This window comes from Micromonospora sp. NPDC048907 (genome assembly GCF_055586885.1).
The window spans coordinates 52,910-79,760 of the sequence record NZ_JBVJHI010000006.1; the positions used below are offsets into that span (position 1 = coordinate 52,910).

Below are 26,851 nucleotides of genomic sequence, written 5' to 3' on the forward strand. Positions count from 1 at the left end.
CGGGCGGCGGGGGGGGGGGCGCGGGGGGGGCCCGCCGCCCGTCCACCGCATGCCCGGGCGCCCTCCCACCCTTTCGGGGGCGGCGCCCGGGGGGCCCCCCCCCCCGGGGGGGGCGCCCCCGGCCGGCGGCGTCAGGCGGCGGGGAAGCCGTAGCGGGCGGCGTGCTCCGGGTCGGCCGGGTCGACCTGGCGGATCCCCGCGTCGGCGAGGCGCTTGTTCACCTCGTCGAGCTGCTCGCGGACGAGCCGGGCCTCCTCCTCGGTGACCCGGCCCCGGTGCGGCTTCCCGGCGTGCTCGATGGTGCCGTAGTCGACCTTCTCGGCGGAGCGGCGGGCCTTGGGCGGCTTGACCCGCTCGGCGGTGCGCAGCAACTGCGCCATCGGCATGTCGGTGGCCATGGCGTCGAACTCGCTGGCGGTCAGCACCACCCGGCGCGGCTCGCCCCCGCCGTGGCGGTCGTGGATCTCCACGACGGCCACGTCCAGCGCCGCGTCGTCGATGCTCTCCACCTCGACCGGGGTGGCGTCGAGTTGCACGGGCCCGGCGACGAGGTCCGGGTGCTCCAGCACGACGACCTTGACCACCTCGTCGTCGGGGCGCAGCACCTGGCCGCTGAAGTCGGAGACGTGGATCGTCTTCTTGCCCATGCGCGAAGCTTCTCCTGTGGTAGCCGGGATTCGGACCACAAGACGCTACAGGACAGGTGTGCGAAAGCTCGGTGCGGAGCGCCCGGTGTGTCGGGCGCGTCAACGGGCGGTGAGGCCGCGCCGGGGCGAGGCGCCCGCCGGCAGCGCGTTCAGCTCGGCCCAGGACAGCGTCCCGCGGCGAGCCCCCCGGTAGTCGGCCTGCGCCGGGAACCGCCCGGCGGCCTCGACGGCCCGCCAGCGCTGCTCGGCGTCCTGCTGGTACCGGTCATTCGGCTGATTCGGCATGACCATTACCGTCCCAGAGAAACTTGTACATGTATGGAAATGAATATGACGCGGCATCGATGCCTGAGGTTCCCGCCGCCGCCGGTGCTGTTCTGACGTCGTCTACCCGCCCGCCGGGCACCCCAATCACCCCGGTGGATCCGGCACGCCGGAGGGCCACGGTGGGCGTACCATGATCACGTGCTCGACCGGCGGCTGTTCCTGCACCTGGCGACCTGGTTGGGGCAGTGGCCGGCGGGTCCCGGGCTGCACGTGGTCCGCTCGCACCGGCGGGCCCGGCCGGCCTGGGACGGGCGGCTGCGCCCGGCCATCGCGGTCGCGTCACCGGAGTGCGCGATCCTCTCGGTGCCGCCGGACCGGGCCGGCCTGGTGCGGGACCTGGTCCGGGAGCGGCCCGGCGAACGACTGCTGCCGGCCCTTCCGTCGGCGGTCGGCGTGCCCGACTTCACCACCCACTCCGGGCTGTTCCGCTGGAGCACCGCACCGGCGCCGCTGCCGGACGCCGGTGACTGGGTCGCGCCGACCACACCCGGGCTGCCGCCCTGGCTGCGGCTGTTCGACCGGGAGGTGCTGGTGGTCCGGGACGCCGACGGGGCGTACCTGGCCGGGGCGGGGATCAAGCGGCACGACGCGTACGGGCACGAGTTGGCCGTGGGGACCGTGCCGGCGGCGCGGGGGCAGGGGCTGGCCCGGCGGCTGGTCGCCCAGGCGGCCCGGCGGGTGCTGGACGAGGGAGCCGTTCCCACCTACCTGCACAACCACGACAACCACGCCTCCGCACGGGTGGCCGAGGCGGCCGGCTTCCCGGACCGGGGCTGGACCTCGTACGGGGTGTTCCCCCGCTGACCGCGCTGACCGGGGCGGGCGCGGACCGTGGATCCCGGGCCGGATCCACGGTCCGCCGCCTCTCCCCCCAGGTCCCGACCCTGGTAACGCTATGTGTCCGCCGCGTGTCGGGCAAGGGGTGAAGGGCCGCTGACCCCTGTCCGGTTGCGGACTTGACCTGCGGTTCAGCCCTGTGAGGTGGTGCGGCGGTCAGTGACGCAGCGTGTGGATCAGGCCGACCACCTGGCGGGTCACGGGGCGCAGCACCCGCAGCCGGGACAGCTTCACCAGCCGGTCGACCAGCGGGACCGCGCCGTCGATGAGCTGGCGGGTCTTGGCCTGGCCGGGGGAGCGGTCGTGCACCCAGTAGAGCACCACGCCCATGTAGCCGAGCCAGAGCAGCTCCGGCAGGGGCTCGCGCAGTTCGGCGTCCACCGTGGCGGCCGAGCCCTCCAGCACCTCGCGGAACAGCGACACCGAGGCGTCCCGCGGGCCGGACGACTCGGTGGAGAACGGGCTGAGCGGCGAGGTCGGTTCGGCCGCCGTCTTGAAGAAGCTGGCGGCGAACGAGTGGTACGGCGTGAGCACGTCCACCCCGGCGTGCAGCACGGCGGCCAGCCGGGCGGCGAAGTCCCGCTCCCGGGCCAGCGCGGGCGCGGCCGCCACCCGGTGTTCCCGCTGGGTCTCCGCGTAGAACTCCTGGATCAGGTGTTCCTTCGAGCCGAAGTAGTAGTAGGCGTTGCCCACCGCCACGCCGGCCTCCTGGGCGATGGCACGCATGGTGGTGCGCGCGTACCCCCGCTCGCGGAACAGCCGCAGGGCGGTGTCCAGGATCAGCTGGCGGGTCTGCTCACCCCGGGCCGTCGCCCCGGTGCTCGGGCCACCCGCAGCGGTCGTCGGCGCAGTCTGCTCGGTCATCGTCGTCACCGTATCCCGGGTCCGGGCGGGGTTCCCGGACCAGCTCACGTGCCGCGGAGGCGGTCGTCACCATCCGCCGGGCCAGCGGCAGCAGGTGCGGGCGGGCCAGCCGCTCGGCGGTGCCCCGGTGGTCGACCAGGGCCCAGAGGCAGGCGAGGAAGGCGCCGTCGCCCGCGTAGACCGCGCCGGTGTCGGCCACCACGGTCAGGTCCCGCAGCGTGGCGTCGTGGTCGAGCCCGGGGAAGCGCCGCCGGGCCTCCGCCGAACCGGCCGGCACGAACTCCAGGGGTACGAGCTGGGCGCGCGAGGCGAGCCACTGCCGGGCGGCCCGGCACAGCGGGCAGTGCGCGTCGTAGAGGACGGTGAACCCGCGGATCCCACCGGCCCCGTGCCCGGTGGGATCCGTCGGGCGCCCGCCCGGGACGGACGTCATCGTGGCGGGGCCGGCGGCGCCTGTCCGGGCGTGGGCCCGGCCGGCGCCGGTGGGGCCGGGTGGGCCGGCCGGGGGCCGCCCTGCGGCGGGAGGTAGCCGACCGGGGCGAGCGGCGGATGGGTGGCCGCCGCCTGCTGGCGCAGCCGGCCGCGCCGGTAGCGGCCGAGCGCGAAGACGTTGAAGAAGTGCAGGGCGCCGAGGACCAGCAGCACCCAGCCGACCTTCATGGACAGCTGTTCCAGCGCCTGGCTGGTGGTGCCCACCGGGTCGGCCTCCTTCATGGCCACCGTGACGTAGCCGAGGTTGAGCAGGTAGAAGCCGACCACCAGCAGGCTGTTGACCGCGTCGGCCAGCCGCTTGTCGGCGAAGACGTCCTCCAGGAACACCAGCCCGTTGCGGGCGAGCGTCCGGGCCACCCACACGGTCAGCGCGATGCTGACCGCGAGGTAGGCCAGGTACATCCAGACCTTCACGTCCATCCCCGCCACCCTTCTTGAACGCGTTCAAATCGATGTCGGGCTGAGCGTACGACAGATTTTGAACGTGTTCAAGTTCGTTGGCGGGCTGCCCTGCCGGTATGGTCGCGACGACGTCGATCGGGAGCGGACGGGCGGGTCATGGAGATCGGTACGCGGGACGCGGGGGCGGGACGGCTGGTCGTCAGCCCGGTCGGCGACCTGGACATGGCCGGAGCCCCCGCGCTGGACCGGGCGCTCGACGCCGTGCTGGACCGGCCCGACCTGGTGGAGATCCTGGTCGACCTCGGCGCGGTCACGTTCCTCGACTCCACCGGGGTGGCCGCCCTGCTGCGCGGCGCCGCCGAGGCGGTCGGCCGGGGCGCCACCCTCCGGGTGACCGACCCGCAGCCCCCGGTGGCGCGGGTGCTGCGGATCACCGCGGTCGACGTCCTGCTCGGTTGGCCGGGCGGGCGGGACGGCGACGGCAGCGACCTGGAGCGCGGCTGGCGCCGCCTGCGGTGAACCGCCCTCAGGGCTCCGTCCGGGCCGCCGCCGCGCCGGACCACTCCACCAGCACCATGCTGGCGTCGTCGTGGGAAGCGGTGCCCCGGTACGCGGCCACGGCGTGGCTCAGCCGGCGCAGCGTCTCCGGCCCGGGCAGGTCCGAGCCGATGAGCCGCTCGGCGAGATCGGCGAGCCGCGGCAGCCCGAACATCTCCCCGGCCGCGTCGCGGGCCTCGGTCACCCCGTCGGTGTAGAGCAGCAGCCGGTCGTCCGGCTCCAGCCGGGCGACACCCGGCTCGCCGCCGGGCAGGTGCAGTCCGAGCGGCGGGCGGCGGCCGCCGGTGAGGGCGCGCACGGCCCGTCCCCGGCGCAGCAGCACCGGGGCGGGGTGCCCGGCGTTGACGTACCGGACCCGTCCGCTGTGGACGTCGACCTCGGCCAGGACGGCGGTCACGAAGCGCCCGTCCCGCCACTGGCTGAACAGGGCCGCGTCGACCGCGTCGACCTGCTCGGCCAGCCCGCCGCCGTCGCGCCGGGCGGCCCGCAGCGCGGCGAGCGCGACCGAGGTGGTCAGGGTCGCCGGCAGCCCGTGTCCGACCCCGTCCAGCACGGCGAGCGCGAGCCGGCCGTCGTCCAGCGCGTAGTCGAACGCGTCCCCGCCCACCTCGTAGCAGGGTTCGAGGATCGCGCTGACCGCGACCGTGTCGGTGGCGAAGGTGAGCGGGGGGAGCAGCGGCCAGAGCAGCTCGGCCGAGACGGCCATGGGTTCGCTCCGCCGGGCCCGGACCAGGGCGTCGCCGTACGCCGTCTTGCTGGCCAGCAGGTGCCCCACGAGGCCGGCGAGCATCCGGCAGCCGTCGCGCAGGGCGGGGTCGTCCGGGTCCGCGCCGGCCGGCAACCGGACCTCCAGCAGCCCCAGCCGCTCGGTGCCGTCGACGATCGGCACCCACAGCCGGCCGTCGTGCCCGGCCCGCGCCCGCACCTCCGTGTAGGCGCGGCCGGGCAGGCTGGTGTCGATGGGCAGCGGCTCCGGCACCGGCCGGCCCGGCTCGGGCAGCGGGCGCAGCAGTTCCTGCTCGACGTCCACCACGTACAGGGTCACGGCCACGCCGAGGTCGCGCACCGCCGCGCTCACCGCCGCGGGCACCGCGTCGGGCGGCACCCGGTGGGAGCGGGAGATCAGGTCGGCCGCCGCCCGGTGCCAGGGGTCGGTTGCGCTCATCCGACCCGTGTACCCCGGAACGGCGCCGGGCAGACCTCAGCCGGCCAGACCGAGCACATGTGCGGCCGCCCGGCCGTTGGCGTGGCTGGCGCCGTACGTGGTCACGAAGGCCCGCGCGCCGGCCGGCCGCCAGCCGCCCGGCCAGCCCATCTCCACCACCGTCACCGGATGCGTGGCGGCCAGCGCCTCGACCAGTTCCCGCGCCCCGGGCAGCCGGTGCAGGTGCCGGCCGACCAGCACGACGGGCCGGTCCCCGGCGAGAGCGCGCAGCTCGTCCGGATCGGTCTCGCCGGCCACCGCGCGGACCACCTCCGCCCCGGCCAGGTGCGGGCCCAGCCCCCACGGGACCCGCCCCTCGGCGATGGTGGAGGTCGCGTGCACCTGCACCACCAGCGGCGCGGTCAGGCCGGTGACGTCGCCCTCGACCCGCACCGCGCGCAGGGCGGCGGCGTAGCCGAGGCCGTCCGGGGTCTCCGCCACGGCGCCGCCCGCGCCCGTCCAGGCGGCCAGCTCGGCGGCCCGGCCGGCGGCCTCCTCGACGCGGGCCCGGTCCAGCCGGCCGTCGGCGAGCGCGGCGACGATCTCCTCGACGACGTGCTCCACCAGGCCGGCGTCGACCTTCGCGCCGATGCAGAGCAGGTCCGCCCCGGCGGCCAGGGCGCGGACCGCGGCCGGCCCGACCCCGCCGGCGGCCAGCGCGGCGCCCTTCATCTCCAGCGCGTCGGTGATCACCGCGCCGGTGAAGCCGTACTCGGTGCGCAGCAGGTCGACCAGCACGGCCCGGCTGAAGGTGGCCGGACCGTCGCCGGTCAGCGCGGGTACCCGGATGTGCGCGGTCATGACGGCGCGTACCCCGGCGTCGACCACCGCGGCGAACGGCGGCAGGTCCCGCTCGCGCAGCACGGCCGGCGGCACGTCGACGGTCGGCAGCTCGTGGTGGGAGTCGGCGACCGTCGCGCCGTGCCCGGGGAAGTGCTTGGCGCAGGCCGCGACCCCGGCGGACTGGAGGCCGACGACCGCGGCGGCCGAGTGGACGGCCACCCGGACCGGGTCGGCGCCGAACGAGCGGGTGCCGATCACCGGGTTCTCGTCGGCGGTGTTCACGTCGACGGTCGGGGCGAGGTCCAGGTTGATGCCGAGGGCGGCCAGCTCCGCGCCGATGGCCGCGTACACCTGGCGGGTCAGGGTCGGGTCGTCGACCGCGCCGAGGGCGGCGTTGCCCGGGTACGGGCTGCCGGTGGCGTGGGCCAGCCGGGTGACGTCCCCGCCCTCCTCGTCGATCGCGATGAGCACGTCGGGGCGGCCGGCGCGCAGCGCCGCGGTGGTCGCCGCCACCTGGGCCGGGTCGTGGACGTTGGTGCCGAACAGGGTGTGCCCGGCGAGCCCGTCGGCGAGCAGGTCGACCGCCCAGTCGGGCGGGACCGGGCCGGGGTACGCCGCCAGCAGGGTGCCCAGCGCGAGCCGACGGAGTCCTTGATCCAACCCCACGAGTATCCCCTTTCCCTGCCGGGTTGTCCGACGGCCCCGGATCGAGGTGGCCGATACGCTAACGGACACCCTCGGCAGGCGTTTTGTGGTTCGAAACCTTACTGAAAATTGAGGACGTGGCATGAGTGCGACCCGGCTGCCCGGCACCCCCCGACTCTTGCGGGCGCTCAACGACCGTGCGGCGCTGGAGCTGCTCCTCGAGCAGGGGCCGCTGACCCGGGCGCGGATCGGGGAGCTGACCGGGCTTTCCAAGGTCACCGCGTCGCAGCTGGTCGAGCGGCTGGAGGAGCGGGGCCTGGTCACCCGGGTCGGCGAGCAGGCCGGCGGGCGGGGCCCGAACGCCCAGCTCTACGCGGTCCGGCCGGGCAGCGCGTACGTGGTCGGTGTCGACGTCGGCGCCGAGCGGGTGGTGGCCGCCTGCGCGGACATCACCGGTGCGGTGGTCGGCCGGGTCGAGCAGTCCACGAAGGACACCGACGACCCGGTCGGCGTGGTGCACAACGCGGTGGTCCAGGCGGCCAGCAGCGCCGGCGCCGAGCTGTCCAGCGTGCGGCGGATCGTCCTCGGCACCCCGGGCCTGGTGGACCCGGGCACCGGCGACATCACCTTCGCGTTCAACCTGCCCCGCTGGCACAGCGGCCTGCTCGCCGCGCTCCGCGAGGACCTGCACACCCCGGTGGTCTTCGAGAACGACGTGAACCTGGCCGCCGTGGCCGAGGCCCAGTCCGGCGCGGCCCAGGGGACGGCGGACTTCGTGCTGGTCTGGGTGGACGCCGGCGTCGGCCTGGCGATCATGCTGGGCGGGCGGCTGCACCACGGCAGCAGCGGCGCGGCCGGCGAGATCGGCTACCTGCCGGTGCCCGGCGTGCCCATCCCGCGCGACGTGTCGAAGCGGGCCAAGCCGGCGTTCCAGCAGCTCGCCGGGGCCGACGCGGTCCGCGCCGTGGCCGCCGAGCACGGGTTCGCGGCGGCCGGCGCGGCCGACGCGGTGCGTGCGGCGATCGAGGCCGGCCCGGCGGGCGGCCCGCTGCTGGACGAGCTGGCGCGCCGGCTGGCGCTCGGGGTGGCCAGCACCTGCGTGGTCCTCGACCCGCCGCTGGTGGTGCTGGCCGGCGAGGTGGGGCGGGCCGGCGGGGCGGCGCTGGCCGAGCGGGTGCAGCACGAGGTCGCCGCGATCACCCTGGTCCGGCCGCGGGTGGTGAGCACCGGGCTGACCGAGGAGCCGATCCTGCGCGGGGCGCTGCGCACCGCCCTGGACGCCGTGCGCGACGAGGTGTTCGGCTCGACGGTCGGCTGACCGCCGGCCCGTCGCCACCGGTGCCACCATGTGAAGGAATTCTTCACGAGGTGACGAATCTCTGCAAGCAGTTGCCGGTGCGGTCCCGGATCGGGACCGCACCGGCGCCCCTCAGATCAGGTCGCGGCGGCGGAACACCGAGAAGGCCGCCACGGTCAGGGCGGCGGTCAGGCCGAGCAGGACCACCAGCCCCGGCACCCAGCCCAGCGTGTAGTACCCGTCGCAGAATCCCGCGATGTCACCGGCGCAGGCGTCGTTGTCCCAGAAGCGGGCCTCGCCGCTGAGCCACGCCGCCAGGTAGCTGGAGAGCATGAACCGGTCCGGACGGGTCACCGACAGGATCTGGAACACCAGTCGCGCGCCCAGCTCCCACACCACCAGGTAGGCGGCCACCGTGCCGAGCGCCGCCGAGGTGTGCCGGCCGAGCGTGGCCATGGCGAAGCCGAGCGCCGCGGCGAGCAGCACCAGCACCAGGCCGCGCACCCAGACCGCGGCGAGCGACGACCAGAACTCGCCGCTCAGCCGGCCGGTGAGCCCGGAGGCCTCGCCGATCAGCCAGAACACCCCCAGGTACGCCACCGAGGCCAGCGCGGAGAGCCCGAGCAGCCCGCCGAGCAGCGTGCCCAGCTTCGCGCCGAGCACGACGAGCCGGCGCGGCCGCCAGAGCAGCAGGTTGACCACGCCACCCGAGTTCAGGTCGGCGCCGATGTAGGAGGCGCCCACCAGGAACCCGAACATCGCCAGGAACGCGATCAGGAAGTAGAGCAGCGGTTGGGCCTCGTTGGCGAAGACGAACACCCCGGTCAGGTAGTCGGACGCGGCCGGCAGCTTCTCCATGAGGGCCGGGTCGATCTGCGCGCAGTCCCGCGGCAGGTAGTCGTTCTCGTCCGGGGTCACGGTGCCGGCCTTGATCCGCAGGCAGCGGTCGTGCGCCAACTCCATGTTGCGCACCTCCTCGGCGGCCTGCGCCTGGGCCCGGCCCAGCTCCACCGGGGTGGGCCGGTGCGAGCCGGCCAGCGTGGTCGCCACGGTCACCGCGAAGGCGGCCACCAGCAGCAGCATCATGAGCTGGACGAAACGGCGGGCGGCCAGCCGCTCCAGCTCGGCACGGACCAGGTTCACGCGTCCACCTCCCGGCTCTCCCGGACGTCCAGGTCGATCACGCCGTCGTTCGGCGGCGCGCCGTCCACCTGGCGGGGCAGCGCCGGATGCGGGTGGCCGCCGGTCAGCTCCAGGAAGACGCTCTCCAGGTCGGGCCGGAGCGGGATCAGCTCGCGCACCCAGAGGCCCTGCTCGCCCAGTGTGCGGCTGATCAGCTCGGGGTCGACGACGCCGGTCACCACCAGGTGGTCGGGGCCGGCGGTCACCACCATGCCGGCGCGGCCGAGCAGCTCCGCGGCCCGCTCGGGCTCGGCCACCCGGACCTGCCACTGGTGCTGGTCGAAGCCGGCCAGCACGTCCGCCACCGGCCCGTACGCGACCCGCCGGCCCCGGCTGATGATCGTCACGTGGTCGCAGATGAGCTGGATCTCGGCCAGGATGTGGCTGGAGAGCAGCACGGTGACCCCGGCCGCGGCCAGCGACCGGGTGAGATCCCGCATCTCCCGGATGCCGGCCGGGTCCAGGCCGTTCGCCGGCTCGTCCAGGATCAGCAGCTCCGGGTCCTTGAGCAGCGCCGAGGCGACCGCGAGCCGCTGCTTCATGCCCAGCGAGTAGCCCTTGACCCGCTCGTCGCCCCGGTCCCGCAGACCGACCTGCTCCAGCACCTCGTCGACCCGGGCGGTGGGCACGCCACCGGCCAGGGCCAGCAGCCGCAACGTCTTGTGGGCGGTGAAGTTGCCGAAGAACTGCGGGCTCTCCACGATCGCGCCGACCCGCCCGGCCACCTCGGCCAGCCGCTCCGGCGACTCGGCCCCGAGCACCCTCATCCGGCCCGCGTCCGCCCGGACCAGCCCGAGCAGGGCGCGCAGCGTGGTGGTCTTCCCCGAGCCGTTCGGGCCGAGGAAGCCGTGCACCTGACCGGTCTCGACCAGCAGATCGAACCCGTCGACCGCGATCCGGCGGCCCTGACGCAGGGTGTGGAACGTCTTGCGGAGACCGGCGATCTCGATGACCGCGCTCATCCGCACGCCTCCCGGCAGCGGTCGGGCATGAGGCGTCCTCCCGGATTGGTGACCAACGACACGGCGCCCCACCCTATGGCCGTGACGCCGCCCGTGGGGGGCACCGTGCCGACTGCGTGGTTGGATGGACCGGTGACTGGTGACCTGATCCCCGGCGCCGCCGGCGCCCCCGCCCCCGCACCCGTGGACGCGGATCTGGTGGTCAGCCTCGACGGTGTCGGCGTCCGGCGCTCCGGCAGCACGCTGGTGCAGGACGTCGACTGGCAGGTCGAGCTGGACGAACGCTGGGTGGTGCTCGGCCCGAACGGCGCCGGCAAGACCACGCTGCTCAACCTCGCCGCCGGCCGGCTGCACCCGACCACCGGCACGGCCCACGTGCTCGGCGAGCGGATCGGCCGCACCGACGTCAACGAGCTGCGGACCCGGATCGGCCTCTCCACCGCCACGCTCGCCGAACGGATCCCCGCCGACGAGCGGGTCACCGACGTCGTGGTGACCGCGGCCTGGTCGGTGGTGGGGCGCTGGCGGGAGAGCTACGACCGCACCGACGAAGCCCGCGCCCGCGCGCTGCTCGGCCAGCTCGGCGTCGCCCACCTGGCCGAGCGGACGTACGGCACGCTCTCCGAGGGCGAGCGCAAGCGGGTGCAGATCGCCCGGGCCCTGATGACCGACCCGGAGCTGCTGCTGCTCGACGAGCCCGCCGCCGGGCTCGACCTGGGCGGCCGCGAGGACCTGGTGGCCCGCCTCGCCGAGCTGGCGTACGACCCGGACGCGCCGGCCATGGTGCTGGTCACCCACCACGTCGAGGAGATCCCGCCGGGCTTCACCCACGCGCTGCTGCTGCGCGAGGGGGGCGTCGTGGCGCAGGGCCTGCTCGCCGAGACGCTCACCGCCGACAACCTGTCGAAGACGTTCGGCCTGCCGCTGGTCGTCGCGCGGGCCGGCGAGCGCTGGACCGCGCGCGCCGCCTGAGCCGGACGGGAGACCTCGCCGTGCCGCAGACCCGGATCGCCGTGGTGGGCAGCGCGAACATGGACCTGGTCGGCACCGCGGCGGCGCTGCCCCGGCCGTGGGAGACCGTGCTCGGCGACGACTTCGTCATGCTGCCCGGCGGCAAGGGCGCCAACCAGGCCGTCGCCGCCGTGCGCGCCGGCGCGTCCTGTGTGTTCCTCGGCGCGATCGGCTCGGACGCCTTCGGGGTCACGCTCAAGGCGCGGATCACCGCGGCCGGCGTCGACACCGGCCACCTCCGGGTGGTGTACGGCGCCTCCGGCGTGGCCCTGGTGATGGTCGGCGGGGCGGGGGAGCACGCCATCCTGGTCACCCCGGGTGCCAACGACGCGTTCGCCGGCCTCACCGAGGGCGAGCTGGCCGCCGTACGCGAGGCGGACGTGCTGGTCGCCCAGCTGGAGGTGCCGGTGGAGACGGTGACCGAGGCGGCGCTGGCGGCCCGGTCGGCCGGCACCCGGGTCGTGCTCAACGCGGCGCCGGTCCGGCCGGTGCCGGCGGAGCTGCTGGCCGCGACCGACCTGCTGGTGGTCAACGAGGCCGAGGCGCGGGCGCTCACCGGCCGGGGCGGCGACGAGCCGGGGGCGCTGCTGGAGCTGGTGCCCCGGGCGGTGCTCACCCTCGGCGGTGCGGGCGCCTGGTACGTCGAGCGTGACCGGCCGGCCGTGCACGTGCCGGCCGTGAAGGTCGACGTGGTCGACTCCACCGCCGCCGGCGACGCCTTCACGGCCGCCCTGGCGGTGGCCTGGGGCGAGGGGCGCGAGCTGGTCGAGGCGGTGCACTGGGCGGCGGCGGCCGGGGCGGCCTGCGTCCGCAAGCTGGGCGCCTCGGTGGCGCTGCCCCGCCGGACGGAGATCGACGAGCTGTTCAGCCGGCCGGCCTGACCTCAGTCGACCGGCTCGTCGGTGCGGCGTTCGCCCCGCCGGCGCAGCATGCCGAGCCCGGGGATGCCGGCCACCGCCAGCTTAAGGTCCCGGGTGACCGCCAGCAGGTCGTGCAGGTCCGGGCCGACCCGGTCCAGGGTGGCCAGGATCGGCAGCACGTCCGAGGTCAGGTGCTCCTTCAGCTTCGGCAGCTCGTCGACCAGCCGGATGGCCGCGGTCACCTCCTCCGGGCTGAGCTGCTGGACGAACCGGGTCGCCATGGGCGCGGCGCGGCGCAGCGCCGGCCCGTACGCGCCCAGCAGCTCGGCCGCCGTGCCGGCCGCCTCCTCGGCGGTGACCACCGTGCCGGCGGCCCGGACGGCCACCGCGTCGGCCTCGGCGACCAGGGTGGCCGCCGCCCGGGCCACCCGGTCGGCCTCGCCCACCACCGCGGCCGCGGCCGTGGCGACGCCGGTCGCCGACTCGATCGCCTCGGTGGCCGCGGCGCTGATCACGGCGACCTCCCGGACCGCCGCGTCGGCGTCGTCCAGCACGCGGTCGGTGCGGGCCAGGGTGTCCTCGATCCGGTCGACCACCCCGTTGATCCGCCGCAGCAGCGTCTCCACCTCGTCGAGCACCGCGAAGGCGCGGGCCGGCACGGCGGCGAACGCGGCGGCCGAGCCGAGCGCCTGGTCCAGGGCGGAACGGGTGAGCCCGACGACGGCGCCGGGACGGGGGAGGGGAATCGCCATGCCACCCAGTGTGCGTGCCGCCGGCCAGGCCCGCCGGGTGGCGGCGGCGCGGCCACCGTCACACCCCCGCCGGTCGGTCAGCGGCGGTCGCCCTGCTGCTCGACGGCGCGCTGCACGGCCCGGTAGATCTGCCCGAACCGGAGCGCGTCGGGCGTGCGCAGCAGCAGGGTCTCCCGCCCGTGGTGCTGCACCCACAGCTCGTGCACCCGGTTGCCCCGCTCGTAGGAGCGGTCCAGCCAGCTGAGCGGCACCTCCAGGAACGGGGTCAGGGCCAGCCCGACCACCACGAACGCGGCCAGGATGACCAGCGCCAGCTTCCAGTCGCCCCGGTCCTGCGCGGCCCAGGCGAGGGAGAGCACGCAGACCAGCGCCACGAGCGGCGGCAGCGACAGCAGCAGGACCAGCACGCCGCGCCCCAGGACCCGGCCCCGGACCGCCAGGGTGGTCGCGCCGCGGGCGTGCCAGACGTACGTGACGTCGGCGAGCGCGACGACGTGCCCGCCGGCGTGGATGGCCTCGGAGGTGACCTGTACCGCGTCGTCCCGGTAATAGAGGGTCATCACTCAGCCTAACCACGCGTCGTCCAGAGGGGACGGTGCCCGCGGCTCGACCGGTGGTGGGGTGCGGCGCCTACGGCCTGCTGCGCGGCCTCGGGCTGCTGCCCGATGTGCCGATCGCGTTCTGACCGGTGCGCTGCGCGCGCTGACCGGCGGGCCTGCTCTCCATGGCCCGCTGCACCGCACGGTAGATCTGGCCGAAGCGCAGCGCGTCGCCGGTGTGCAGCAGCCGCACCGGCCGGCCCCGCCAGCGCGCCCACATCTCCAGCTCCCGGCTGCCGCGGGCGTAGGACCGGTCGAGGTGTTCGAAGAGCACGTCGGCGAGCGGCCCGATGCCGAGGCCGACCAGCACGGACGCCCCGACGATGGCGATCGTGACCACGGCGGAGCGGTGCAGCCAGACCGCCAGCCCGATGCCGAGCACGGCGGCCACCAGCGGGCCGGCGAGGGCGGCGCCGATCGCGCCGCGGCCGGCGAGGACCCGCCAGGAGCGGTCGCCCCGCCGGTGCCACACCATGCTCAGTTCGGCGAGGGGATAGCTGAGCCCGTCCACCCGGACGGCGGTGGAGGTGACCTGGACCGACTTGTCGTCGTAGTAGGTGATCATGGCCTCACTCCCGGTGCAGGGGCGGCGACAACTCCAGCGCAGCGACCTGAAGCCGTCGACACCACACTGTCTACCCCAACGACACTGGTCGTAAGGTTGGCACGCGACTTCGACGAGGAAGTGAGGGCAGCGTGGGCGAGTTCGTCAGGCTGGAAGTGAAGGACGGCATCGGCACCATCCGGCTGGAGCGGCCGCCGATGAACGCGCTCAACACCCAGGTGCAGGAGGAGTTGCGCGCCGCCGCCGCGGCGGCCACCGCCGACGCCGAGGTCCGCGCGGTCATCGTGTACGGCGGCGAGAAGGTCTTCGCGGCCGGCGCGGACATCAAGGAGATGGCCGACATGTCCTACGTGGACATGTCGGGTCGGGCGGCCGACCTGTCCAGCGCCCTGGGCGCGATCGCCCGGATCCCCAAGCCGGTGGTCGCCGCGATCACCGGGTACGCCCTGGGCGGCGGCTGCGAGCTGGCCCTGGCCTGTGACTGGCGGATCGTGGCCGAGGACGCCAAGCTCGGCCAGCCGGAGATCAAGCTCGGCATCATCCCGGGCGCCGGCGGCACCCAGCGGCTGGCGCGGCTGGTCGGCCCGGCCCGCGCCAAGGACCTGATCATGACGGGCCGGATGGTCGACGCCGACGAGGCGCTGCGGATCGGCCTGGCCGACAAGGTGGTCCCGGCCGCCGAGGTCTACGAGGCCGCGGTCGCCTACGTGAAGCCGTACCTGACCGGCCCGGTGCAGGCGCTGCGGGCGGCCAAGCTGGCCGTCGACGGCGGCCTGGACATGGACCTCACCTCCGGCCTGGCCTGGGAGAGCCAGCTCTTCGCGGCGCTGTTCGCCACCGACGACCGGCGCGAGGGCATGGCCGCGTTCGTCGAGAAGCGCAAGCCGGGGTTCACCGGCCGCTGAACCGCCGGTCCGGGTCGGCGGCCCACCGTGGCCGCCGACCCGAGAACGGTTCACATCCCGCCTACCGGCCAGTAGCGTGTGACTCCGGTCATGACGAAGGGAAGTGGCGATGACGGAACGGGTCGAGGGGCACGGCGGCGAGCTGGCACTCGCGGCGCTGCGCGCACACGGCGTACGGGAGATGTTCACCCTCTCCGGGGGGCACGTCTTCCCGCTCTACGACGCCGCGCACCGGACCGGCTTCCCGATCTACGACGTCCGGCACGAGCAGTCCGCCGTCTTCGCCGCCGAGGCGGTGGCGAAGCTCCAGCGCCGCCCCGGCCTGGCCGTGCTCACCGCCGGCCCCGGCGTCACCAACGGCGTCTCCGGCCTGACCAGCGCCTTCTTCAACGCCTCACCGGTGCTGGTGCTGGGCGGGCGGGCCCCGCAGTTCCGCTGGGGCTCCGGCAGCCTCCAGGAGATGGACCACCTGCCGCTCGTCGCCCCGGTCACCAAGCACACCGAGACGGTGTTCAGCGCCGACGACATCCCGCGCGCGGTCACCGCGGCCCTCACCGCCGCGCTCACCCCGCACCGCGGCCCGGCCTTCCTCGACTTCCCCCTGGAGGCGGTCTTCTCGGTCGGCGACGCGGACCTCCCGGCGGTCACCCCGCCCGCCCCGGTCGAGGCCGACCCGGACGAGGTCGCGAAGGCCGCCGCCCTGATCGCCGCCGCGTCCCGGCCGGTGATCATCGCGGGCTCCGACGTGTACGCGGGCGACGCCGTCGAGGCGCTGCGGGCCGCCGCCGAGTCCCTCCAGGTGCCCGTCTTCACCAACGGCATGGGCCGCGGCGCGCTGCCGCCGGAGCACCCGCTCGCCTTCGCCAAGGCCCGCCGCGTCGCCCTGAAGAACGCCGACGTCGTCGTCGTGGTCGGCACCCCGCTCGACTTCCGGCTGGCCTTCGGCGACTTCGGCGACGCGCGGGTGGTGCACGTCGTCGACGCGCCCAGCCAGCGCGCCGGGCACGTCCAGCCGGCCGCCGCTCCCGCCGGTGACCTGCGACTGATCCTCACCGGGTTCGCCGAGCACCACGGTGACCGGGCCGACCACGCCGACTGGATCGCCCAGCTGCGCACCGCCGAGGACGCCGCGAAGGCGCGCGACGCCGAGGAGATGGCCGCCGAGACCGACCCGATCCGCCCGGCCCGCGTCTACGGCGAGCTGCGCAAGGTGCTCGCCCCCGACGCGATCACCATCGGCGACGGCGGCGACTTCGTCTCCTACGCCGGGAAGTACCTGGAGCCCGCCCAGCCCGGCACCTGGCTCGACCCCGGCCCGTACGGCTGCCTGGGCACCGGGATGGGCTACGCCATGGGGGCGCGGGTCAGCCACCCCGACCGGCAGATCTGCGTGCTCATGGGCGACGGCGCGGCCGGCTTCTCGCTGATGGACGTGGAGTCCCTGGCCCGCCAGCGGCTCCCGGTCGTGATCGTGGTCGGCAACAACGGCATCTGGGGCCTGGAGAAGCACCCCATGCGGGCCATGTACGGCTACGACGTGGCCGCCGACCTCCAGCCCGGGCTGCGCTACGACAAGGTCGTCGAGGCGCTCGGCGGGGCGGGCGAGACGGTGGAGAAGGCCGCCGACCTCGGCCCGGCCCTGGCCCGCGCGTTCGACGCCAGCGTGCCGTACCTGGTCAACGTGCTGACCGACCCGGCCGACGCGTACCCCCGCTCGTCGAACCTGGCCTGACCTCGACGCCGCGACCGCCGCCGCCGGGTGACCGGCGACGGCGGTCGCGGCGTTCTGCCCGCGGGAAAATCAGCGGTCTGTCAGCGGTTGTAGCCGTACCGTCAGCGCCGTCGCTCAAGGTGGGGTGACCAGCGAGAACGACGGGAGCAACGATGACCTACGCGATCCGCGCGGAGGGCCTGGTGCGCCGCTTCGGCGCCACCACCGCGCTGGCCGGGGTGGACCTGGCCGTCCCCACCGGGACGGTGTTCGGCCTGCTCGGGCCGAACGGGGCCGGCAAGACCACGGCGGTCCGGGTGCTGGCCACCCTGCTCGCCGCCGACGAGGGGCACGCCACCGTCGGCGGCTACGACGTCCGCCGCGACGCCCACCGGGTGCGCCAGCTGATCGGCCTCACCGGCCAGTACGCCTCGGTCGACGAGAACCTCACCGGCACCGAGAACCTGCTGCTCATCGGCCGGCTGCTCGGGCTGTCCCGGGCCGACGCCCGGGCCCGTGCCCGGGCACTGCTGGCCGACTTCCAGCTCAGCGACGCCGCCGAGCGGGCCGCCAAGACCTACTCCGGCGGCATGCGCCGCCGACTCGACCTGGCCGCCAGCCTGGTCGGCCGCCCGCAGGTGCTCTTCCTCGACGAGCCGACCACCGGGCTCGACCCGCGCAGCCGCAACGAGCTGTGGGATGTCGTCCGCACCCTGGTCGCCGACGGGGTGACCGTGCTGCTCACCACCCAGTACCTGGAGGAGGCCGACCAGCTCGCCGGCGAGATCGCGGTGGTCGACCACGGCCGGGTGATCGCCCAGGGCACCCCGGAGGAGCTGAAGGCGAAGGTGGGCGGGCAGGTGCTCACCGTCCGTCCGGTGGACCCGGCCGACCTGGCCACGGTGCTCGCCGTCACCGCCGAGGTGGCCCGGGCCACCCCGGAGGTGACCCACCAGACCGTGACCGTCGGCGTCAACGACCCGGAGGTGCTGCCCGCGGTGGTCCGCCGCCTCGACGACGCCGGAGTGGGCGTGGCCGAGCTGGCCCTGCGCGGCTCCAGCCTCGACGAGGTCTTCCTCTCCCTCACCGGCCACCGGGCCGAGGAGGCCACCCCGACCCTGGAAGGGAGCCCGGCATGACCACCCTCACCGCCACCGCGTCCCCCGTCGCGCCGGCCCGTCGGCCGGGGCTCCTCGCCGGCCTGCGACACACGCTCACCCTGGCCTGGCGCAGCCTCGTGCAGATCAAGCACAACCCGATGGAGCTGCTCGACCTGAGCGTCCAGCCGGTGATGTTCGTGCTGCTGTTCACGTACGTCTTCGGCACGGCGATCTCCGGCTCGCCCGGGACGTACCTGAAGTTCGCGCTGCCCGGCATCATCGTGCAGACCGCCCTGTTCGCCACCATGACCACCGGGTTCGGGCTCAACCAGGACCTCACCAAGGGCGTCTTCGACCGGCTCCGCGCCCTGCCGGTGGCGCGGTGGGCGCCGCTGGCCGGCCGGATCGTCGCCGACACGGTCAAGCAGGCCTGGTCCCTGGCGCTGCTGCTCGGGGTCGGCATGATCCTCGGGTTCCGGCTCGGCAACGGCGTGGCCGGCCTGCTCGGCGCGCTCGTCCTGCTGCTCGTCTTCTCGCTGGCCGCCTCGTGGATCTCGGTGCTGGTCGGGGTGCTGGTCAGCGAGCCGGACAAGGTGCAGATCTTCGGCTTCACGGTGATCTTCCCGTTGACCTTCACCAGCAACGTCTTCGTGCCGACCGACCGGATGCCGAGCTGGTTGCAGCACTGGGTGGAGGTCAACCCGGTGACGATCCTGGCCGACGCGCTGCGGGGGCTGCTGGTCGGCGGGCCGGTGGCCGGGCCGGTCGGGCAGTCGCTGCTCTGGGCCGCCGGGATCCTGCTGGTGTTCGCCCCGCTGTCGGTGCGCGCGCTCAGTCGTCGAGTGTGACCCGGACCGCCTCCGTGGCGGTCTCCCAGCGGTAGGCCAGCCCGCCCGCGTACGCCTCGGCGAAACCCGCCTCGCCGAGCGCGTCGCGGGCGGCCGCCTCCACCCGGGCCCGCTCCAGCACCGTGTGGTCCGGGCCGCCCCGGATCCCGGTGGCCGCACCGAGCAGCCGGGCGGCGGCGGCCGGCCGGTCCAGCCGCAGCGCCAGGTCGGCGTAGCCGACCAGCACCGCCGCGACCACGGGGGCGTCCTGCGAGCCGACGGCCAGCTTCAGGGCCTGGTCGTGCCGGGTGCGGGCGGAGACCAGGTCGCCGTCGGCGGCGTCGAGCACGCCCAGCGTGGAGGCGTTGAGCGCCCGCCACTGCGGGGCGACCGCGCGGTCGCCCACCAGCCGGGCGCCCTCGGTGAGGCACCGCCGCGCCCCGGCCCGGTCACCCTCCGCGCGCAGCAGCTCCGCCCTGCCGTACGCCAGCGCCGCCCGGGTCTCGTCCGATCCGAGAGTCTCGGCCTCGCGCGCCGCCCGGTCCAGCTCCGCCCATGCCCCGCGCCGGTCGCCGCGCCGCCACAGGTTGTGCGCCAGCCGCAGCCGCATCTCCGGCACGTCGTCGCGGACGCCCAGCGCCTCGAAGTAGGTCATGGCCTCCTCGTGGTACGGCGTGGCCTCGGCGGCCTCGCCGCGCCGGTCCAGCAGGTCGGCCAGCGAGGTGAGGCTGAACGACATGCCCCACCGGTCGCCGACCTGCCGGTAGTGCGCCAGCCCGGCCCGCAGGTCCGCCTCCGCCTCTGAGTCGGGGAGGCCGCCGTTGAGCAGGGCGTGCGCCCGGATCAGCCGGGCGATGCCGGCCACCCACGGGTCCGGGTCGTCGAACAGGGCGACCATGCCGGCCATGGCCGGGGGCTGGAAGTTCGTCTCGAACGCCGTCCCGATGGGCGCGGCCAGGCGCAGCAGCGGGTGTTCGTGCTCGCGGCCGAGGGACAGCTCCGCGGCCCGGGCCAGCCGCTCCTGGCTGACCGCGATGTTGTCGGCGCCGGTGGCGATCAGGTTCAGCGCGGCGGTGGCGAGCGCGAGCGCGGTGGCGGCGGGCGGCGCGTCGCCCACCCCGGGCAGTGCCAGCGCCTGGCCGGCCAGGTCGGCGCCCTCGGCGCGCTGGCCGGTCAGCCACCAGTACCAGCCCAGCGCGGCGGCGTACCGGACGGCGGTGGTGGCGTCGCCGACGGCGATCGCGTGGCGCAGCCCGGCGTGCAGGTTGTCCTGGTCGGCCGAGAGCCGGCGCAGCCAGTCCAGCTGCGCCGCCCCGCGCAGCTCCGGCTCGGCCGCCTCGGCCAGCGCGAGGTACTCGGCGGCGTGCGCCCGCCGGACCCGGTCCGCCTCGCCCGCCTCGGCCAGCCGGTCCAGGCCGTACTCGCGGATGGTCTCCAGCATCCGGTAGCGCGGCTCGGCCGTGCCGCCCGCCACCACCAGTGACTTGTCCACCAGCGCGGTGATGTCGTCGAGGACGTCCGCGACCGCTTCCGGTCGTGGCGCGACGGCAGACGCGCCGAGCTGGAGTGGTCGTACGACGGCGCAGACCCGCTCGACCGCGTCCAGGGTGGCGCCGCCGGCGAAGACGGCCAGCCGCCGCCAGAGCGCGCGCTCGCCGTCGCCGAGCAGGTCCCAGCTCCAGTCGACCACGGCGCGCAGCGTCTGGTGCCGGGGCAGGGCCGTTCGGCTGCCGCCGGTGAGCAGCCGGAACCGGTCGTCCAGCCGGGTGGCCACCTGCGCCGCGGTCATCGCGCGCAGCCGTGCGGCGGCCAGCTCGATGGCGAGCGGCATGCCGTCCAGCGCCCGGCAGATGCGCACCACCGGGCCGACCGTGACGGCGTCCACCGCGAAGTCCGGGCGGACCGCGCCAGCCCGGTCGGCGAAGAGCCGCACCGCGGGGTACGCCAGCGCGGCCGCCGGGTCCGCCCCGGCCGGCGGCAGGGCCAGCGACTCCACCGGCCGCAGCACCTCCCCGGTGATGCCCAGCGGCTCCCGGCTGGTGGCCAGCACCCGCACCCGGGGACAGGCGGTGAGCAGCCGTTCGGTGAGGCCGGCCGCCGCGTCGAGCAGGTGCTCGCAGTTGTCCAGCAGCAGCAGGGCGGTGCGCCCGGCGAGCGCGTCGACCAGCCGCCCGACCGGGTCGGCCGGTTCGGGCGCGGTACGCCCGGCGCGGCCCAGCAGCGCCTGCTCGCGCAGGCCGAGCGCGGCGAGGACGGCCTGCGGCACCTCGGCCGGGTCGGTGACCGGGGCGAGCGGAACCAGCCACACCCCGTCCGGGAAGCGGCCGGCCACCGCCCGGCCCGACTCGATCGCGAGCCGGGTCTTGCCGGCTCCGCCCGGTCCGGTGAGGGTGGCCAGGCGGGACCGGTCGAGCAGCCCGGCGACCCGGGCCACCTCCTCCTCGCGTCCCACGAAGCTGGTGAGGGTGGCGGGCAGGTTTCCCCGGGCGGCCCGGTCGTCGCCCGCACCGACCGGTCCGGCCGGGACGCGGGCGCCGGCGCGCGCGGGGACGACCGCCGGCTCGCCGCGCAGGATCTCCAGGTGCAGGGCGGCCAGCTCGGGGCCGGGGTCGGTGCCGAGCGTGTCGGCGAGGGTGGCGCGCAGCCGTTCGTACTCGGCGAGGGCCTCGGCCGGGTGCCCGGCCCGGTGCAGCGCCCGGATCAGCAGCCCGGTCAGCCGCTCCCGCAGCGGGTGGGCGGCGGCCAGCTCGCGCAGCCGCGGCAGCACGGCGCCCGGCGCCGCCCGGTCCAGTTGCGCCTCGACCAGATCCTCCGTGGCGGCGAGCCGCAGCTCGGTGAGCCGGGCCACCGGCGCCCGGGCGAAGTCGGCGTCGGCCACGTCGGCCAGGGCCGGGCCCCGCCAGAGCGCCAGCGCCTCGGTGAGCCGGCGGCAGCCCTCGGCCGGGTCGTCGGCGAGCCGGGCCCGGCCGGTCCGGACGGCGGCCTCGAACCGGTGCGCGTCCACGTCGTCCGGCGCGACGGCGAGCCGGTAGCCGCCGGGTCGCGCCTCGACGGGCAGCCCGGCCCGGCGGAGCCGCGAGACCAGGGCCTGGAGCGCGTTCGCGACCCCGGCCGGGGGTTCGCCCGCCCACAGCGCCTCGGTGAGCCGGCCCACGGTGACCGTGCGACCCGGCTCCAGGGCCAGCAGGATCAGCAGCCGACGCAGCCGGGCGCCGCCCACCTCCACCGGCGTGCCGGTGTCGGCGCGCAGCTCCAGGGGGCCGAGCAGGCTGATCCGCACGGCGTCGATTGTGCCCGCCCGGCGCCCGCCGGCCGCGCTCAGACCTCCGGCCGGTCCCGGTCGTCCTGCCCGCGGCGCAGCTCCTCCTCACGCCGGCGCAGGTCCTCCTCCCAGCGGCGGAGTCGTTCCTGGTCGTCGGCCCGCTTGCGCTCGGCGAGGGAGGAGAGGAACTCGGGGTCGTCGTCCGGCGCGACCGGCCGGGGACGGTGCTGCTCGGAGAAGCCGTTTCCCACGGGCCACGCGGTTCGCGTCCGCCGGGCGCCGGCCTCCCGGCCGGCCACGAACCAGGCGATGGAGCCGACCAGCGGGAAGAACAGGATGATCAGCACCCAGGCGACCCGGGGCAGCGCGCGGATCTCGCCCTCCTCGGCGGAGAGGCAGCTGATCAGGGCGCAGACGGCAAGCACGAGCTGGGCCAGGAAGAGCAGCCCGTAGAGGCGAACCATGCCGGACATCATGGCGCACCGGGGACGGTCAGCGCAGCCCGCGCAGGACGTGCAGCACGCCCAGCAGCGCCAGCCCGGCCGCCGCCAGCGCGGTGAGCGGGATCGACAGGCGCTCCGGCCCCCGCGGCCCGACGCCGGTGGCCCGCCGCCAGCCGACCAGCAGGACGCCCAGCCAGGTGACCACCGCCAGCCCGGCCAGCAGCGCGTCGACCGGACGCCCGGTGAACGCCAGCCGGAGTTCCAGCACCAGGATCGCGGTGACCGCGAGCAGCGTCCGCCGCCAGGCCAGCCGGGTGCGTTCCGGTTGCAGCCCCGGGTCCCGGCTCACCGGAGGCCCCGGGCCAGCACGACGGCCACCAGGAGCAGCGCACCGAGCGCGACCACGAGGGCCAGGACGGCCGGGAAGCGGGACGCGGGCAGCTCCTCGTCCAGCCGGATGGCCCGTTCGGTGCGGGCCCAGTGGTCCACCGCCCGGACCGCGACCGTGGCGCCGAGCAGCAGCAGCGCGACGGCGATCACCTCGCGCAGGTGGGCCAGGGGGAGCCGGGGGAGGAACTGCGCGGCGGCCAGCCCACCGGCGATCAGCGCGAGTCCGGTGCGCAGCCAGGCCAGGAAGGTCCGCTCGTTGGCCAGCGAGAAGCGGTAGTCCGGCCTGCTGCCGACCGACCGCAGCTCGCGCGGGTCGAACCAGCTCTTGATCGCTTCCCACACGTCGTCGATTATCCGCTTTGCCCGGTGCCTAGCCTGAAGGGATGACCGATCTTGACGCGCGGAGTCTGCGCGACGCCTACGACACCCAGATCCGCCCCGAGCTTCCGGACCCGGTGCCGGCCGGAGTGACCATCGACCGGGACGGCCCGCTGTTCCGCGTCCTCAACCTGGATCGGGGCGGTTTCCTCACCTACCGCACGCTGGACGGGCTGGCCGGCGCCGAGCTGGACGCGCTGATCGCCCGGCAGGTCGAGTTCTTCCGTGCCCGGGGCGAGTCGGTCGAGTGGAAGCTCAACGGGCACGACGAGCCGGCCGACCTGGGCGACCGGTTGCGGGCCGCCGGCTTCGTGCCGGAGGACCTGGAGACCGTCGTGGTCGGCCCGGTCGCGGCCCTGGCCGCCGCCGTCCCGACACCGCCGGAGGGGGTACGCCTGCGCGAGGTCACCAGCCACGAGGACCTGCGCCGGATCGCCGCCATGGAGGAGGCGGTCTGGCAGGAGGACCGGAGCCACCTGGTGACCGGGCTGGCCCGGGAGATCGAGGCCGACCCGCAGTCGATCACGATCGTGGTGGCCGAGGCGGGCGACACCGTGGTGAGCGCCGGGTGGGTGCGCTACCTGCGCGGCACCGGCTTCGCCACGCTCTGGGGCGGCTCGACGCTGCCGGAGTGGCGGCGCAAGGGCGTCTACCGGGCGCTGGTGGCCTACCGGGCGCGGCTGGCCGAGCAGCGCGGCAAGACCCTCGTGCAGGTGGACTGCTCGCCGGACAGCCGGCCGATCCTGGAGCGGCTCGGTCTCGTTGCGGTCACCACGACCACCCCGTACGTCTACACTCCGTGATCATGGAGCGGTTGACGGCGGACGAGCAGCTCACCCTCAAGACCGGAGCCTTCGGGGCCGTGTTCCTGGTCTCCAACGCGGTGCCCGGGATGCTGGGAATGGTGCGGGAGAGCATCGCCGCGTCCGGGGCGCTGGGCGACGCCAGCGGTGTGGTCAAGGAGGCGCTGACCACCGGCCCGTTGCCGCAGCTGCCCCGGGACTCGGCGCTGGAGATCGAGGCGACCGTGCTGCCGGCGCTCGGCCGGGCGGTGGAGATCCTCCGCAGCAAGTCGCCGGGCGACGTCGAGGCGTACCGGTCGGTGGTGCTGGCGGCCGCCGACCGGGTGGCGCAGGCTCACCGGGGTGTCGCGCCGGCCGAGGCGGCGGTGATCGACAAGATCAGGCACGCGCTGGCCGAGCCGGCCTGACCGGCTCGGCCGACCACAGCGCCCGCACGCTGGTCCGGACGCAGCGGTCGCGGACCCCGCCGCAGGCGCAGCGGTAGGTGTCGGGGAGCATGCGGCGGCAGGCCCGGCGGGCGGTCCGGGGGCCGTCCGCCACGTCTCGCCGTCCCGTCGAAACGCTCTTTTCTGGCATATCCGTCACCTCCCTGTTTCGGGAGTTTACCCGCCGCGACGGATCCCGGTGACCTGTGTCACTCTGAGGCGCCGGGGAGCGGATGCTACTTGCGGGTAACATAGCCCCCGTGGGCAACTGCACAGCTCCGCGCGGTTGACCGGACGTTAAGTCACGCGCAAGGCTGCGCCCGTGACCGGGCGAGTGATCGCTACACCAAACAGGAGGGTCGTCGAAGCGCGATGAACATCGTCGTACTCGTCAAGCAGGTGCCCGATTCGGGCGCGGACCGCAACCTGCGTCCTGACGACAACACCGTCGACCGCGGTTCGGCGAACAACGTCATCAACGAGATGGACGAGTACGCCATCGAGGAGGCGTTGAAGATCAAGGAGGCGCACGGCGGCGAGGTGACCGTCCTGACCATGGGTCCGGACCGGGCGACCGAGTCGATCCGCAAGGCGCTCTCCATGGGGCCGGACAAGGCCGTGCACGTGGTGGACGACGCGCTGCACGGGTCCTGCGCCGTGACCACCTCGAAGGTGCTCGCCGCCGCCCTGGGACAGCTCAACGCCGACCTGGTCATCTGTGGCGCCGAGTCGACCGACGGCCGGGTCCAGGTCATGCCGCACATGATCGCCGAGCGGCTCGGCGTGGCCGCGCTGACCGGCGCGCGCAAGCTCACCGTCGACGGCGCCACGCTGACCGTCGAGCGGCAGACCGAGGAGGGCTACGAGGTGGTCACCGCCTCGACGCCCGCCGTCGTCTCCGTCTGGGACACCATCAACGAGCCGCGCTACCCCTCCTTCAAGGGCATCATGGCCGCCAAGAAGAAGCCGGTGCAGACGCTCGCCCTCGGTGACCTGGGCGTCGCTCCCGCCGAGGTGGGCTTCGACGGCGCGACCAGCGCCGTGCTCGAGCACACCAAGCGCCCGCCGCGCTCCGGCGGCGAGAAGATCACCGACGAGGGCGAGGGCGGCGTGAAGCTGGTCGAGTTCCTCGCCACCGAGAAGTTCGTGTGAGAGGTCTGGGACATGTCTGAGGTTCTCGTCGTCGTCGAAGCCACCAAGGAATTCGGCGTCAAGAAGGTCACCCTGGAGATGCTCACCCTCGCCCGCGAGCTGGGCACCCCGAGCGCGGTCGTGCTCGGCGGCGCCGGCGCCGCCGAGGCGCTGAGCGCCAAGCTGGGCGAGTACGGCGCGGAGAAGATCTACGCCGCCGAGGGTGAGGAGATCGACGGCTACCTGGTGGCCCCGAAGGCCACCGTGCTGGCCGAGCTGGTCCGGCGGGTGCAGCCGGCCGCCGTGCTGCTCGCCTCCTCCCAGGAGGGCAAGGAGATCGCCGCCCGCCTGGCCGTCAAGCTGGACAACGGCATCCTGACCGACGTGGTGGCCCTCGCCGCCGACGGCACCGCCACGCAGGTCGCCTTCGCCGGCTCCACCATCGTCAAGTCCAAGGTCACCAAGGGCCTGCCGCTGGTCACCGTCCGGCCCAACTCGCTCAACCCGGCCCCGGCCGCGGCCACCCCGGCCGTGGAGCAGCTCACCGTGTCGGTCTCCGACGCCGACAAGCTGGCCAAGGTCGTCGAGCGGGTCGCCGAGCAGAAGGGCTCCCGCCCGGAGCTCACCGAGGCGTCGGTCGTCGTCTCCGGCGGTCGCGGCGTCGGCAACGCCGACAACTTCAAGCTGGTCGAGGAACTGGCCGATCTGCTCGGCGGCGCGGTCGGCGCGTCCCGCGCGGCGGTCGACTCCGGCTTCTACCCGCACCAGTTCCAGGTGGGCCAGACCGGCAAGACCGTCTCCCCGCAGCTCTACGTCGCGCTGGGCATCTCCGGCGCGATCCAGCACCGGGCCGGCATGCAGACCTCGAAGACCATCGTCGCGGTGAACAAGGACGCCGAGGCGCCGATCTTCGAGCTGGCCGACTTCGGCGTCGTCGGCGACCTGTTCAAGGTCGTCCCGCAGGCCGCCGAGGAGATCCGCAAGCGCAAGTGACCCCGTCACGACGCGAGCCGCCGTCCGGTGATCCGGGCGGCGGCTCGCCGTGTGTCGCGGGCCCTTCGGTGGAAGGGAGCTGATCGGCGGGCCGGGGAGCTGAGCCGGCCCGCCGATCAGCCCGTCAGGGTGCCCCTCAGCAGACTGTCGCCGGAGTGGGCGGGCTTGTTGTCGAACTGTTCGGCGGAGACGTCGACCACCGAGTAGGTCCGGAGGTCCACGTTCGGAGGCATCGGCAGCAGTTCGTCTCCCGACGCCTTGTTCAGCGTACCGACGGGGAACATCTCCATCGTCCGAGGGTCGATCAGCCAGACCTGGTAGTACCCCGGAATGCGCGGGAGATTCGCCACGTGCAGGTGCAACTGGTTGTCGTCGAGAACCCGGGCGTCGCCGGAGGCATCCGGTGGCGTCGATCCGTACGCGGCCAGCGCGGCCCGGGCCAGCACCGCCGGCTGCGACGGATCTCCGTCTCCCGGGCGGAGCACCGCCAGGGTGC

General features: G+C 75.0%; 30 protein-coding genes. 13 read left to right on the forward strand and 17 right to left on the reverse strand.

Annotation, left to right across the window (positions count from 1 at the left end):
- Window positions 1-131: 131 nt before the first annotated feature.
- Window positions 132-647: a hypothetical protein gene (locus ACZ6PY_RS21730; RefSeq protein WP_466074739.1), complete on the reverse strand. Its 516-nt coding sequence runs from the start codon at window positions 645-647 to the stop codon at window positions 132-134.
- 99 nt (window positions 648-746) lie between these two features.
- Window positions 747-932: a DNA repair protein gene (locus ACZ6PY_RS21735; RefSeq protein ID WP_262281554.1), complete on the reverse strand. Its 186-nt coding sequence runs from the start codon at window positions 930-932 to the stop codon at window positions 747-749.
- Window positions 933-1,112: 180 nt separating this feature from the next.
- Here ACZ6PY_RS21735 and ACZ6PY_RS21740 point away from each other — a divergent pair, with 180 nt between their 5' ends.
- Window positions 1,113-1,778, forward strand: a complete 666-nt coding sequence (locus tag ACZ6PY_RS21740) for a GNAT family N-acetyltransferase (protein WP_466074740.1) — start codon at window positions 1,113-1,115, stop codon at window positions 1,776-1,778.
- 189 nt (window positions 1,779-1,967) lie between these two features.
- Here the strand turns inward: ACZ6PY_RS21740 and ACZ6PY_RS21745 are convergent, their stop codons facing one another.
- The 3 genes from ACZ6PY_RS21745 to ACZ6PY_RS21755 are packed head-to-tail and all read right to left on the reverse strand — an operon-like array spanning window position 1,968 to window position 3,587.
- A complete protein-coding gene (locus ACZ6PY_RS21745; protein WP_466074741.1) occupies window positions 1,968-2,675 on the reverse strand; it encodes a TetR/AcrR family transcriptional regulator in 708 nt (235 codons plus the stop codon).
- On the reverse strand, window positions 2,608-3,108 hold the full coding sequence (locus ACZ6PY_RS21750; protein ID WP_466074742.1) for a thiol-disulfide oxidoreductase DCC family protein: 501 nt from the start codon (window positions 3,106-3,108) through the stop codon (window positions 2,608-2,610). The genes ACZ6PY_RS21745 and ACZ6PY_RS21750 overlap by 68 nt, the downstream gene beginning before the upstream one ends.
- A complete protein-coding gene (locus tag ACZ6PY_RS21755) occupies window positions 3,105-3,587 on the reverse strand; it encodes a hypothetical protein (protein WP_466074743.1) in 483 nt (160 codons plus the stop codon). The genes ACZ6PY_RS21750 and ACZ6PY_RS21755 overlap by 4 nt, the downstream gene beginning before the upstream one ends.
- 138 nt (window positions 3,588-3,725) lie before the next feature.
- Between ACZ6PY_RS21755 and ACZ6PY_RS21760 the strand changes: the two genes are divergently transcribed.
- The gene (locus tag ACZ6PY_RS21760; protein ID WP_466074744.1) at window positions 3,726-4,088 is read left to right on the forward strand and encodes an STAS domain-containing protein; all 363 of its coding nucleotides are present in this window, start codon (window positions 3,726-3,728) and stop codon (window positions 4,086-4,088) included.
- 7 nt (window positions 4,089-4,095) lie between these two features.
- On the opposite strand, the gene ACZ6PY_RS21765 is transcribed toward ACZ6PY_RS21760, so the two are convergent.
- On the reverse strand, window positions 4,096-5,292 hold the full coding sequence (locus ACZ6PY_RS21765) for a PP2C family protein-serine/threonine phosphatase (protein ID WP_466074745.1): 1,197 nt from the start codon (window positions 5,290-5,292) through the stop codon (window positions 4,096-4,098).
- Between the two features lie 36 nt (window positions 5,293-5,328).
- Window positions 5,329-6,780, reverse strand: coding sequence for a glycoside hydrolase family 3 N-terminal domain-containing protein (locus ACZ6PY_RS21770; RefSeq protein ID WP_466074746.1), 1,452 nt, complete (start codon window positions 6,778-6,780; stop codon window positions 5,329-5,331).
- A 121-nt stretch (window positions 6,781-6,901) separates the two neighbouring features.
- Here ACZ6PY_RS21770 and ACZ6PY_RS21775 point away from each other — a divergent pair, with 121 nt between their 5' ends.
- Window positions 6,902-8,077, forward strand: a complete 1,176-nt coding sequence (locus ACZ6PY_RS21775; protein WP_466074747.1) for an ROK family transcriptional regulator — start codon at window positions 6,902-6,904, stop codon at window positions 8,075-8,077.
- A 111-nt stretch (window positions 8,078-8,188) separates the two neighbouring features.
- Here the strand turns inward: ACZ6PY_RS21775 and ACZ6PY_RS21780 are convergent, their stop codons facing one another.
- Both ACZ6PY_RS21780 and ACZ6PY_RS21785 read right to left on the reverse strand, forming a co-directional pair.
- Window positions 8,189-9,199 (reverse strand): ABC transporter permease subunit, encoded by a 1,011-nt coding sequence (locus ACZ6PY_RS21780; protein WP_466074748.1) that lies wholly within the window; start codon window positions 9,197-9,199, stop codon window positions 8,189-8,191.
- Complete coding sequence (locus tag ACZ6PY_RS21785; RefSeq protein WP_466074749.1) at window positions 9,196-10,200, reverse strand: ATP-binding cassette domain-containing protein; 1,005 nt, start codon at window positions 10,198-10,200, stop codon at window positions 9,196-9,198. Before ACZ6PY_RS21785 ends, ACZ6PY_RS21780 begins: the two co-directional genes overlap by 4 nt.
- 75 nt (window positions 10,201-10,275) lie before the next feature.
- Between ACZ6PY_RS21785 and ACZ6PY_RS21790 the strand changes: the two genes are divergently transcribed.
- Complete coding sequence (locus ACZ6PY_RS21790) at window positions 10,276-11,172, forward strand: ABC transporter ATP-binding protein (RefSeq protein ID WP_466074750.1); 897 nt, start codon at window positions 10,276-10,278, stop codon at window positions 11,170-11,172.
- 20 nt (window positions 11,173-11,192) lie between these two features.
- Window positions 11,193-12,092 carry a ribokinase gene (locus ACZ6PY_RS21795; protein WP_466074751.1) on the forward strand — a complete coding sequence of 300 codons (900 nt, stop codon included), beginning with the start codon at window positions 11,193-11,195 and terminating at the stop codon, window positions 12,090-12,092.
- Window positions 12,093-12,094: 2 nt separating this feature from the next.
- Here ACZ6PY_RS21795 and ACZ6PY_RS21800 read toward each other — a convergent pair whose 3' ends face one another.
- From ACZ6PY_RS21800 to ACZ6PY_RS21810, 3 genes are all read right to left on the reverse strand, one after another.
- A complete protein-coding gene (locus tag ACZ6PY_RS21800) occupies window positions 12,095-12,823 on the reverse strand; it encodes a hypothetical protein (RefSeq protein WP_466074752.1) in 729 nt (242 codons plus the stop codon).
- A 77-nt stretch (window positions 12,824-12,900) separates the two neighbouring features.
- The gene (locus ACZ6PY_RS21805; protein WP_466074753.1) at window positions 12,901-13,383 is read right to left on the reverse strand and encodes a DUF6232 family protein; all 483 of its coding nucleotides are present in this window, start codon (window positions 13,381-13,383) and stop codon (window positions 12,901-12,903) included.
- 70 nt (window positions 13,384-13,453) lie between these two features.
- The gene (locus ACZ6PY_RS21810) at window positions 13,454-13,987 is read right to left on the reverse strand and encodes a DUF6232 family protein (RefSeq protein ID WP_466074754.1); all 534 of its coding nucleotides are present in this window, start codon (window positions 13,985-13,987) and stop codon (window positions 13,454-13,456) included.
- A gap of 131 nt (window positions 13,988-14,118) precedes the next feature.
- On the opposite strand from ACZ6PY_RS21810, the gene ACZ6PY_RS21815 reads away from it, so the two are divergent.
- The 4 genes from ACZ6PY_RS21815 to ACZ6PY_RS21830 all read left to right on the forward strand — a co-directional run bounded on the left by ACZ6PY_RS21815 (window position 14,119) and on the right by ACZ6PY_RS21830 (window position 18,551).
- Window positions 14,119-14,892 (forward strand): enoyl-CoA hydratase-related protein, encoded by a 774-nt coding sequence (locus ACZ6PY_RS21815; RefSeq protein WP_466074755.1) that lies wholly within the window; start codon window positions 14,119-14,121, stop codon window positions 14,890-14,892.
- 109 nt (window positions 14,893-15,001) lie between these two features.
- The gene (locus tag ACZ6PY_RS21820) at window positions 15,002-16,624 is read left to right on the forward strand and encodes an acetolactate synthase (protein WP_466074756.1); all 1,623 of its coding nucleotides are present in this window, start codon (window positions 15,002-15,004) and stop codon (window positions 16,622-16,624) included.
- A 152-nt stretch (window positions 16,625-16,776) separates the two neighbouring features.
- Window positions 16,777-17,742: an ATP-binding cassette domain-containing protein gene (locus tag ACZ6PY_RS21825; protein WP_466074757.1), complete on the forward strand. Its 966-nt coding sequence runs from the start codon at window positions 16,777-16,779 to the stop codon at window positions 17,740-17,742.
- Window positions 17,739-18,551 carry an ABC transporter permease gene (locus ACZ6PY_RS21830; RefSeq protein WP_466074758.1) on the forward strand — a complete coding sequence of 271 codons (813 nt, stop codon included), beginning with the start codon at window positions 17,739-17,741 and terminating at the stop codon, window positions 18,549-18,551. Before ACZ6PY_RS21825 ends, ACZ6PY_RS21830 begins: the two co-directional genes overlap by 4 nt.
- On the opposite strand, the gene ACZ6PY_RS21835 is transcribed toward ACZ6PY_RS21830, so the two are convergent.
- Genes ACZ6PY_RS21835 through ACZ6PY_RS21850 form a run of 4 tightly spaced genes read right to left on the reverse strand, consistent with a single transcriptional unit; the run spans window position 18,535 to window position 22,967 of the window.
- Window positions 18,535-21,810, reverse strand: a complete 3,276-nt coding sequence (locus ACZ6PY_RS21835) for an ATP-binding protein (RefSeq protein ID WP_466074759.1) — start codon at window positions 21,808-21,810, stop codon at window positions 18,535-18,537. The two genes, ACZ6PY_RS21830 and ACZ6PY_RS21835, sit on opposite strands and share 17 nt — an antisense overlap.
- 38 nt (window positions 21,811-21,848) lie before the next feature.
- Complete coding sequence (locus ACZ6PY_RS21840; RefSeq protein WP_151463919.1) at window positions 21,849-22,256, reverse strand: PLD nuclease N-terminal domain-containing protein; 408 nt, start codon at window positions 22,254-22,256, stop codon at window positions 21,849-21,851.
- A 28-nt stretch (window positions 22,257-22,284) separates the two neighbouring features.
- Window positions 22,285-22,584: a DUF202 domain-containing protein gene (locus tag ACZ6PY_RS21845; RefSeq protein WP_466074760.1), complete on the reverse strand. Its 300-nt coding sequence runs from the start codon at window positions 22,582-22,584 to the stop codon at window positions 22,285-22,287.
- Window positions 22,581-22,967 carry a YidH family protein gene (locus ACZ6PY_RS21850; protein WP_466074761.1) on the reverse strand — a complete coding sequence of 129 codons (387 nt, stop codon included), beginning with the start codon at window positions 22,965-22,967 and terminating at the stop codon, window positions 22,581-22,583. Before ACZ6PY_RS21850 ends, ACZ6PY_RS21845 begins: the two co-directional genes overlap by 4 nt.
- A gap of 41 nt (window positions 22,968-23,008) precedes the next feature.
- On the opposite strand from ACZ6PY_RS21850, the gene ACZ6PY_RS21855 reads away from it, so the two are divergent.
- The 4 genes from ACZ6PY_RS21855 (at window position 23,009) to ACZ6PY_RS21870 (ending at window position 26,355) form a co-directional block, all read left to right on the forward strand.
- Window positions 23,009-23,806: a GNAT family N-acetyltransferase gene (locus tag ACZ6PY_RS21855; RefSeq protein WP_466074762.1), complete on the forward strand. Its 798-nt coding sequence runs from the start codon at window positions 23,009-23,011 to the stop codon at window positions 23,804-23,806.
- 2 nt (window positions 23,807-23,808) lie between these two features.
- Window positions 23,809-24,213 (forward strand): hypothetical protein, encoded by a 405-nt coding sequence (locus ACZ6PY_RS21860; RefSeq protein WP_466074763.1) that lies wholly within the window; start codon window positions 23,809-23,811, stop codon window positions 24,211-24,213.
- 390 nt (window positions 24,214-24,603) lie between these two features.
- Window positions 24,604-25,383: an electron transfer flavoprotein subunit beta/FixA family protein gene (locus ACZ6PY_RS21865; protein WP_466074764.1), complete on the forward strand. Its 780-nt coding sequence runs from the start codon at window positions 24,604-24,606 to the stop codon at window positions 25,381-25,383.
- Window positions 25,384-25,395: 12 nt separating this feature from the next.
- The gene (locus ACZ6PY_RS21870) at window positions 25,396-26,355 is read left to right on the forward strand and encodes an electron transfer flavoprotein subunit alpha/FixB family protein (protein ID WP_355340303.1); all 960 of its coding nucleotides are present in this window, start codon (window positions 25,396-25,398) and stop codon (window positions 26,353-26,355) included.
- Between the two features lie 116 nt (window positions 26,356-26,471).
- On the opposite strand, the gene ACZ6PY_RS21875 is transcribed toward ACZ6PY_RS21870, so the two are convergent.
- The gene (locus ACZ6PY_RS21875; protein ID WP_466075203.1) at window positions 26,472-26,846 is read right to left on the reverse strand and encodes an anti-sigma factor; all 375 of its coding nucleotides are present in this window, start codon (window positions 26,844-26,846) and stop codon (window positions 26,472-26,474) included.
- Window positions 26,847-26,851: the final 5 nt, after the last annotated feature.